This is a genomic window from uncultured Christiangramia sp., from assembly GCF_913046405.1.
In the GTDB taxonomy this organism is placed as follows: Bacteria; Bacteroidota; Bacteroidia; order Flavobacteriales; family Flavobacteriaceae; genus Christiangramia; species Christiangramia marina.
Genome location: NZ_CAJWRQ010000112.1, coordinates 1 through 9,059, shown reverse-complemented (window position 1 = coordinate 9,059; position 9,059 = coordinate 1). Strand labels below are relative to the sequence as shown.

8 protein-coding genes are annotated in these 9,059 nt (G+C 40.6%); 3 read left to right on the top strand and 5 right to left on the bottom strand.

Going from position 1 to position 9,059, the window contains the following annotated elements; genetic code table 11:
• The 4 genes from QZ620_RS12420 to QZ620_RS12405 form a co-directional block, all read right to left on the bottom strand.
• The coding region (locus tag QZ620_RS12420; RefSeq protein ID WP_295182139.1) for a pyridoxal-phosphate dependent enzyme at positions 1–629 on the bottom strand (629 nt) is incomplete at its 3' end.
• A gap of 53 nt (positions 630–682) precedes the next feature.
• Positions 683–1,129, bottom strand: coding sequence for a universal stress protein (locus QZ620_RS12415; protein WP_295182138.1), 447 nt, complete (start codon positions 1,127–1,129; stop codon positions 683–685).
• A gap of 10 nt (positions 1,130–1,139) precedes the next feature.
• Positions 1,140–2,069: a glyoxylate/hydroxypyruvate reductase A gene (locus tag QZ620_RS12410; RefSeq protein WP_141878602.1), complete on the bottom strand. Its 930-nt coding sequence runs from the start codon at positions 2,067–2,069 to the stop codon at positions 1,140–1,142.
• Between the two features lie 16 nt (positions 2,070–2,085).
• Positions 2,086–3,450, bottom strand: coding sequence for an acyl-CoA dehydrogenase family protein (locus tag QZ620_RS12405; RefSeq protein ID WP_295182137.1), 1,365 nt, complete (start codon positions 3,448–3,450; stop codon positions 2,086–2,088).
• 185 nt (positions 3,451–3,635) lie between these two features.
• Here QZ620_RS12405 and QZ620_RS12400 point away from each other — a divergent pair, with 185 nt between their 5' ends.
• Entirely contained in the window at positions 3,636–4,505 is an 870-nt protein-coding gene (locus QZ620_RS12400) for an SDR family oxidoreductase (RefSeq protein WP_295182135.1), read from the top strand.
• Positions 4,506–4,559: 54 nt separating this feature from the next.
• Here QZ620_RS12400 and metK read toward each other — a convergent pair whose 3' ends face one another.
• Positions 4,560–5,819 carry a methionine adenosyltransferase gene (gene metK, locus QZ620_RS12395; RefSeq protein WP_295182134.1) on the bottom strand — a complete coding sequence of 420 codons (1,260 nt, stop codon included), beginning with the start codon at positions 5,817–5,819 and terminating at the stop codon, positions 4,560–4,562.
• An 843-nt stretch (positions 5,820–6,662) separates the two neighbouring features.
• Here metK and QZ620_RS12390 point away from each other — a divergent pair.
• Both QZ620_RS12390 and QZ620_RS12385 read left to right on the top strand, forming a co-directional pair.
• Complete coding sequence (locus QZ620_RS12390; RefSeq protein WP_295182133.1) at positions 6,663–7,955, top strand: O-acetylhomoserine aminocarboxypropyltransferase/cysteine synthase family protein; 1,293 nt, start codon at positions 6,663–6,665, stop codon at positions 7,953–7,955.
• Positions 7,956–8,021: 66 nt separating this feature from the next.
• On the top strand, positions 8,022–9,035 hold the full coding sequence (locus tag QZ620_RS12385; protein ID WP_295182131.1) for an alpha/beta fold hydrolase: 1,014 nt from the start codon (positions 8,022–8,024) through the stop codon (positions 9,033–9,035).
• Positions 9,036–9,059: the final 24 nt, after the last annotated feature.

The window sequence follows — 9,059 nt, the reverse complement described above, 5'->3', positions numbered from 1 at the left end:
GCATCATCAGCTTCCATAGGTTCTGCACCAATACAAAGACAGTTTTGAAGCAAAACATGAGTGGAGATAGCGGTTCCGGCAATGAGTCCTCCACCGCCAACAGGACAAAGGATCATATCCAGTTCGGGATGGTCCAGCAATAATTCGGTGGCCGCAGTTCCCTGTCCCAGGATCACATTCATATCATTAGAAGGATGTATAAATCTTGCTCCTTTCTCGTCCATTATTCTGTTAGCTGTAGCTTCCCGATCCTGAAGAGTAGAGAGACATTCTGTAATCTTTCCGCCGTAGGTTCGAACCGCAGCTTTTTTCACTTCTGGAGCCGAATCGGGCATTACAATGTAAGCAGGAACATTCAGACTTTTAGCTGCCAGAGATAACGCCTGCGCAAAATTCCCTGAAGAATGTGTGACTACACCGGCATTTTTTTCGGCTTCAGACAGCTTTGAAATGGCGTACATCGCACCGCGCATTTTGAATGCACCCATCTTTTGAAAATTCTCGCACTTAAAATGAATTTCACAGCCGGCCATTTCATCGATCAACTTAGAAGTTAGAACCGGAGTTCTGTGGATAAATGGCGCTATAGTTTCCAGAACTTTTAGAAGTTCTTCTTTGCTGCTATTCAAATCTTTCAGTTTTATACTAAAATAAAAAATCCCCGTGATTACGGGGATTTTTTTTATTCATTAATTGGTATCGTTAACATGGGAATTTCAGCTTTTTTAATCAGTTCCATCGAGACGCTTTCATTCAGCAGATTGTAAAGGAAACTGTGCTTATGAGTTCCCACGATCAACAAATCTACATTCAGTTTTTTAGCTTCTTCAAGAACGGTGCTTACCGTTGATCCCTGAATAAGTAAAGCGTCACGTTCAAGCTCTTTGCTTATAAAACTATCGCACACCTGTTGAAGACTACGATGTTCTTCGCGATATTCTTCAGCTTGAAGATCTCTAATATATTGAGGTCCCGGTTCATAACCAACAAAATCTGGTTCTGGATCTGCCACATGCAAAACCCATAATTTGGCTTCATATTTTTCAGCAAGACTATCAGCAAAGATCATTAATTCACCAATGCTATCGTTGAAGTCTACCGCTACCATGATGTTTTTAAATGTATCCATAGTAAATCAATTAGTAACCTCTGTCCATTTCAACTTTGTTCTTCAAGTCTTGATTTTCCTTCATACGATCGTAATTTTCAGCGATCTGCGGAACCACAGATTCCGGCTTGGTTACACTGGCAATGTGCGGAGTGATATTGATACGATCATGTTCCCAGAAAGGATGTTCTTCCGGTAACGGCTCTTCCCGGAATACGTCTAAAGATGCTCCTGAAAGATGACCATTATCGATCATTTTCATTAAATCATGCTCCACGAGATGTTCACCACGAGCAACATTGATCACGTATGCACCTTCTGGTAGCATATCAAAAAGATCTTCATTCAGAATATTTTCAGTGTCTTCAGTCAAAGGAAGAAGACAAACTAAAATTTCAGAATTATTTAAAAATTCTTCCAATTGATCTTTCCCGTAATAGCTGGTTACATTATCACAATCCTTTTCTGTTTTTGACCAACCGGACACTTTGAAAAAGTTCTTGTGTAATTTATCTGCGACGGCATTACCTAAAACACCAAGTCCCATAATTCCGACGTTGGTGTTTTGTGGTCGTTTATATTGAGACCGGTCCCATTGTTTTTTATACTGGGATTTTACATAACCATGAAGATTACGAATATGATTCATTACCTGGCTAAGTACGAAATCTCCCATATCTTCGGTAAGTGTTTCGTCTACGACTCTTGTAATTGCAACATTTTCAGGTAGGGAATTATCACTTAAAATATGATCCACACCTGCACCCATACTTGCAATTACTTTTAAATTCGGATAATTCTTGAATAATCCTCTTGGGTGGTTCCAGGTTAGCGCAAATTCTACCTCTTCCGGGTCATGTTCTTCCGGATAGGTATAAATATTCATTCCCGGATGTTGATTTTTTAATGCTTCTACCCATGCCTCCGAATCTCTTCCCGGAGCAACGATTAATACTGACATAAATTTTCTTTTTCATTTAACTCACAAATGCGCTGTAACCGGTAATTGCACGGCCAACGATCAATGAATTGATTTCTTTAGTTCCTTCATAACTGTAGATCGCTTCGGCATCTGCTACAAAACGAGCTACATCGTATTCTAATAATATTCCATTTCCACCAAGAACCTCTCTTGCTCTGCTTACCACATCACGCATTCTCATACTACAGTAAACCTTCGCAAGACTTGCATGTTCATCTGTAAGTAGATCCTGATCCTGCATTTCTGATAATCTAAAGCAAAGCGTTTGCATCGCTGTAAGATTTGAAAGCATTTCCACAAGATGATTTTGAATAAGCTGAAAAGAGGCAATAGGTCTCCCAAACTGCTCTCTTTTTTTGGTGTATTTCAAAGCGCTTTCATAAGCACCTCTGGCACATCCAACCGCTTGCCATGCAACTCCGGCTCTGGTCATTCTAAGAACATTGGCAGTGTCTTTAAAAGAATTCGCGTTCTGCAATCGGTCACCTTCAGGGATCTTGCAATCCTTAAGCGTGATGATCGCATTCTGCACGATTCTCAATGCCATTTTATCCTGAATTTTTTCTGCTGAAAAACCAGGGTTTTCTTTACGTACCAGGAAACCTTTCACTCTGCCAGAGTCAAGATCCCGAGCCCAGATAACGATTACATCAGCGAAAGTGGCGTTTCCTATCCATTTTTTCTGACCATTCAATATCCAGTTCTCTCCATCAAATTGACAGGTAGTTTCGAGGCCGCCAGCAACACCAGAACCCACATTAGGTTCGGTAAGGCCAAAGGCACCGATCTTTTCCATTTTTGCCATTTGTGGTAACCATTCCTGTTTCTGTTCTTCACTTCCGCAGAGATAAATGGAACCCATGGCGAGACCGCTGTGGACTCCAAAGAAGGTAGAGATTGAAACGTCTACACGTGCAATTTCCTGAGCTATGATGCCTTCCATCAAGAATGGCATGTTTGGACATCCATATCCTTCATAAGGAACACCAACAATATTAAGTTTGCTGAATTTTTTGATCACTTCAAATGGAAACTGATCTTTCTTCCAGTATTCATTTACCAATGGCCGAATCTCATCTTCCATAAAGTTTCTAACCTTAAGCTGAATTTCCCGTTGTTCCGGCGTAAGCTTGAGATCCAGATTATAAAAATCACCGTCGATAGGAGGCAGGTCGTGCTGACCTTTCTTCTTCTTGGTTTTTAACATTTTCATTAATCCGGCGAGTTGACGGTCGTCAAGTTTGCCCAAAGTTTTCATCGCCTCGGTGAGATCGATCTTTTGATTGATCTTGGCGAGCTGATCCAGATCAACCGATTTTAGAAGGTTAACCGTATCACGAACTTTTTTAAATAAAGACATAGAATTTCCTCTTGGTGGAATTTCAATTTAGGAATTAAAACAGCGTTCGCTTGTTAAGGTTTTCCGAAGAATTGATAAAAAATATCGCGCTTTTCCATAATTATTTAGGGAAAGTTTACAACATCTGCTTTACTAATATATCGATCCATTCTATAATTTTAGAGAAACCTATAAAATCAATAATTATGGAACATCCACAGGAAAAATATCCAAAACCACCTTTTGAAAATCTCAACCAGAGTGAACCGGGAACAGAAAGTAGCATAGATCCGGATACAGATCATGGTGAAAAATCCTATAAAGGTTCAGGTAAACTGAAAGGCAGAAACGCGATCATTACCGGGGCAGATAGCGGAATTGGAAGAGCAGTGGCAATTGCTTTTGCCAGGGAAGGGGCAAACGTATTGATCTCCTATCTTGAAGAACATGAGGATGCTAAAGAATCAGCCAGACTGGTAGAAGAGGCAGGGAAAAAAGCAGTTTTAGTTCCGGGAGATATTGGTGATCAGGAACATTGTAAAAGTATAGTAGAAAAAGCTATTGCTGAATTTGGCCAGATCGATATCCTTGTTAATAATGCAGCTTACCAGATGGCGAGAGATTCTTTGCAGGAGATTTCAGCAGAAGAATGGGATTATACCTTTAAAACGAATATTTACTCCCTGTTCTATTTATGCAAAGCGGCCGAACCTCATATGAAACCGGGCAGTACCATTGTGAATACCACTTCAGTAAACGCATACAATCCACGTCCAGACCTTTTAGCCTATGCAGCTACTAAAGGTGCGATTCAGAATATTACAGCAAGTATGGGGCAATTGCTGGCAGACAAAGGGATTCGGGTAAATTGTGTAGCTCCGGGACCAATCTGGACTCCGCTTATTCCGGCTACCATGCCAGAGGATGTGGTGAAGAATTTTGGAAGTGACAACCCTATGAAACGACCGGGACAGCCTGCAGAATTGGCAGCAGCTTTCGTGTTGCTAGCTTCCGAAGATTCCAGTTATATGACCGGCTCAACAGTACAGGTCACTGGTGGGCAGTACACGATTTGATCCAATAAAAAAGCCTCTAACTTTAAGAGGCTTTTTATATATTTTAGTGTGATTCTATTTCAAATCGAAACTCTCTTTGATCTTATCTACATAATCCAGTTTCTCCCAGGTAAATAGTTCCACCTTCTTGGTGATCTTACCATTGTACGGACTTTCAAAAACCTTTGTTTCTATACGCGGAGTTTTTCCCATATGTCCATACGCTGCGGTTTCACGGTAAATTGGATTCCTTAACTTCAGTCGTTCCTCGATCGCAGCAGGTCTCATATCAAAAATTTCACGAACTTTCTCGGCAATCTGACCATCAGAAAGATCTGTATTATTCTTTCCGTAGGTATAAACCGAAATAGAAGTTGGTTCCACCACTCCAATTGCATAAGAAACCTGTACCAGAATTTCAGGAGCTACTCCTGCAGCCACCAAATTCTTGGCAATATGTCTGGAAGCATACGCGGCAGATCTATCTACTTTAGAAGGATCTTTTCCAGAGAATGCACCGCCACCGTGCGCACCTTTTCCGCCATAGGTGTCTACAATAATTTTTCTACCGGTGAGTCCTGCGTCACCATGCGGACCTCCAATTACGAACTTACCGGTAGGATTAATATGGTAGATAATATCATTATTAAATAATTCCTGGACATAATCTGGCAGCTGTTTCTTAACTCTCGGGATAAGAATCTCAACCATATCCTTTTTAATCTTCGCCAGCATTTTCTCATCATCCTGGTCAAAATCATCATGCTGCGTAGAAACCACGATTGCAACGATTCTTTCAGGCACGTTGTCATCGCTATATTCAATCGTCACCTGGCTCTTGGAATCAGGTCTTAGATATTCGATATCCTTTCCTTCTCTTCTAAGTTTAGCCAGTTCAATAAGGATACGATGTGAAATATCCAATGCCAGCGGCATATAGTTTTCAGTTTCATTGGTCGCATAACCAAACATCATTCCCTGGTCACCAGCACCTTGTTCCTCTTTCTTTCCACGATCCACACCCTGGTAAATATCCTGGGATTGCTCGTGAATTAAGGAGATCACACCGCAACTATCACCACTAAATTTATAAGCACCTTTTGTATAACCAATATCATTGATCACATCACGCGCGATATTTTGAACATCCAGATATGTATTACTTCGAACTTCACCAGCAAGTACTACCTGCCCGGTTGTAACCAGAGTTTCGCAAGCTACTTTCGATTCGCCATCGAAGGCAAGAAAATTATCCAGTAACGTATCACTAATTTGATCTGCAATTTTATCCGGGTGTCCTTCAGATACACTTTCTGAAGTAAATAAATAAGCCATTCAATTACTTTTTAAGTTTATAAGAATGGAAAAATTTGACATGTGAAGCTAAAAAGGAGTGTAATTACCATTCTGCTTTAGCATTTTAAAACATCGATGTGATGTAGAGGGTTGCAATCAGTCAAATCTATCCCTTTCAATAAGTTGATACAAATGTATAAAATTTAAAAGGATAGCAAATCGATTTAACGCCATTTTAAAGGACGTGGAATTACAGTTGCATTTTTCGGAATAATCAGGGCGTTGCGCTTCGCCCGTTCCGGTCTCGCGCCGGGCTTTCGCGACTCGCTTTTTGGTTCGAAAAAGAACCAAAAGAGCTCAAACAACTCGCTCAATCCCTAACGCAACTAAAAAAAATATACTTCGTAACTATCAGTATTTACGAGGGTTAGACTTTGTAATTTCTAGAAGGATAAAAAAATAAGTACGCAAAAGCTTGGATAATAAAAAACTCTGCCGTTATCTTTGTAAAACAATTTTAGAACAATGTACAGAACAGTTTGCAATATGATGATGTGTATGATGTGGAGAACTACCGCAGCGCATCTTATTGCATAATTCTGAAAGAATATATATTGCAAAAAGCCGCTGCCAACCGCAGCGGCTTTTTTTATTGCCAAAATTGAAATTAGAACATAAAACTTACAATTATGAAATTACAGGTAACAGTTAAAAATATGATGAACATGCGCATGATGATGTGTATGTGCAGCATGTATAGCTATTACCTGAACTCGAGAATATAGATTTTAAAAAAGGAATCAATTCAAAAGTCCCCCTGGTAATAGCATATCAGGGGGACTTTTTTATTTCAATCATTTACAATTTTTAAAAATTTATATCATGAGTACTCAAAAATTTTCAACACAGGCATTACATTCAGGACACGATACCACTCAAAATGGAGGAACCAGAGCAGTACCAATTTACCAGACCAGTTCCTATGTTTTTAACGATAGTCAGCATGCAGCAGATCTGTTTTCTCTTGCAAAGCCAGGTTTTATTTATACCCGTTTAAATAATCCCACCAATGATGTACTGGAGCAAAGGCTGGCAGCACTGGAAGGTGGAATTGGAGCTGTGGTTACAGCATCTGGAACTGCTGCGATCAATACCGCATTACTAACTTTACTAAAGGCCGGCGATCATATTGTAGCCAGTAGTAGTTTGTATGGCGGGACTTTCAACCTTTTACAAAATACACTGCCAAGATTTGGCATAACAACCACCTTTGTGGATCCCCGTGATCCTGCAAATTTCCAAAAAGCAGCACAGGAAAATACCCGGGTATTTTTTGTTGAATCGCTAGGGAACCCAAAGCTGGATGTTCTGGATCTGGAAGCAATTTCCAAAGAGGCAAAGGAATTCAAAGTGCCGTTTATCGTGGACAATACCGTAGCCACACCTTACCTTTTGAATCCAATAGAATACGGAGCAGATATCGTAATACACTCTCTAACCAAGTATATCGGAGGGAATGGAACCAGTCTTGGTGGAGTGATCATAGACGCTGGTAAGTTCGACTGGTCCAGTGGAAAATTTCCTGAATTCACCGAGCCATCTCCAGGATATCATGGATTGGTTTATCACGAGGCATTGCAGGAAGCAGCTTTTATAGCTAAAGTCAGAATTGAAGGCCTTCGTGATCACGGTGCTGCACTGAGTCCGTTTAACGCATTCCAGATCATTCAGGGACTTGAAACGCTGAAAGTTAGAATCAACGAACATAGCAAAAATGCGCTGGAACTAGCCACCTGGCTGGAGCAGCAGGAGGAAGTGGAATGGGTGAATTATCCAGGCCTCGAGTCCAGCGAGTACTACGATATCGCTCAGCAGTATTTACCAAAAGGACAAAGCGGACTAGTGACTTTCGGGATCAAAGGAGGTTATGAAGCTGCTAAAAAAGTAGTGGACGCTTCCAAGGTATTTTCACTGCTTGCCAATATTGGAGATACCAAATCGCTGATTATTCATCCTGCCAGTACCACTCACCAGCAGTTGAAAGACGAAGAACAATTATCTGCCGGAGTTAAACCGGATCTAATAAGGCTTTCAGTAGGACTTGAAGATACAGAAGATCTGAAAGCAGATTTGAAGCAGGCTTTCGCCCAGGTTGCTCAACAATCACTTGTTTAATTTTAGTTTGGTTTAATCGCCGGAGCCCGTATGAAATGTACGCGGCTTTGGTTTAACCTCAATTTTATGTTACAACAAATAAGTATAACAGATTTCACGAATAGTGCCGGCAAAGTCCAGAACATAGATGTCTGTTTCCAGTTATTTGGCAGAAAACTTGGAACTGCTCCGGTGATTCTGGTGAATCATGCGCTTACCGGCAATGCCCAGGTTTGCGGTTCAGGAGGTTGGTGGAGTGATATTGTGGGGCCTGGAGCTAGCATAGATACAGATCATTATTCTATTCTTTGCATCAACATTCCTGGAAATGGAATTCTGAAGAATGATGAAGATAACTTTCATCATTATAAAGAGTTTACCTTGAAAGATATTGCCAGAATTCAATTATCTGTTCTGGAACACTTAAATATCACCGAGCTATTTGCGATTATTGGAGCCTCTATTGGCGGAGCACTAGCTTGGCAGCTGGCAGCTCTAAAACCAGACCTTGCCTTGCATGTGATTCCGATCGCAACCGATCTGAAATCTACCGACTGGCTTCTCGCCAACTGCAAAATTCAGGACAGGATTTTGAATAATAGTGAGAATCCATTGGAGGATGCGCGTATGCATGCAATGACCTTTTATCGCACACCACAATCGCTTAGCTACAAATTCAGAAATGAAAAAGACGAAACTACGAATAGTTTTAAGGTCGAAAATTGGCTGGAGCATCACGGAAGTAAACTTAGATCGCGCTTTAGTTTGAGTTCCTATAAATTGATGAACCATTTATTGACTACGATCAATATTTCAAACGACTCACAAAGCGCCATTGAAGTGGCTGCCCAGGTTAAAGGTCATATACATATGATCACGATAGATACCGACCTTTTCTTCCTGGCAGAAGAAAACTGGAACACATACGTGGAGCTGTCTTTGTTTAAAAACAATGTCAGCATTTACGAGATTAAATCTATTCATGGACATGATGCATTTTTGATCGAAACCGACCAGGTAGCCAAATTTTTAGGACCCATATTTCAACAAAAAAACTACACAAATGAAAATAATAAATCTCGCTCTGTTTGGGCCGGGTAAGGTTGGGAGTAAATTAATTCAGCA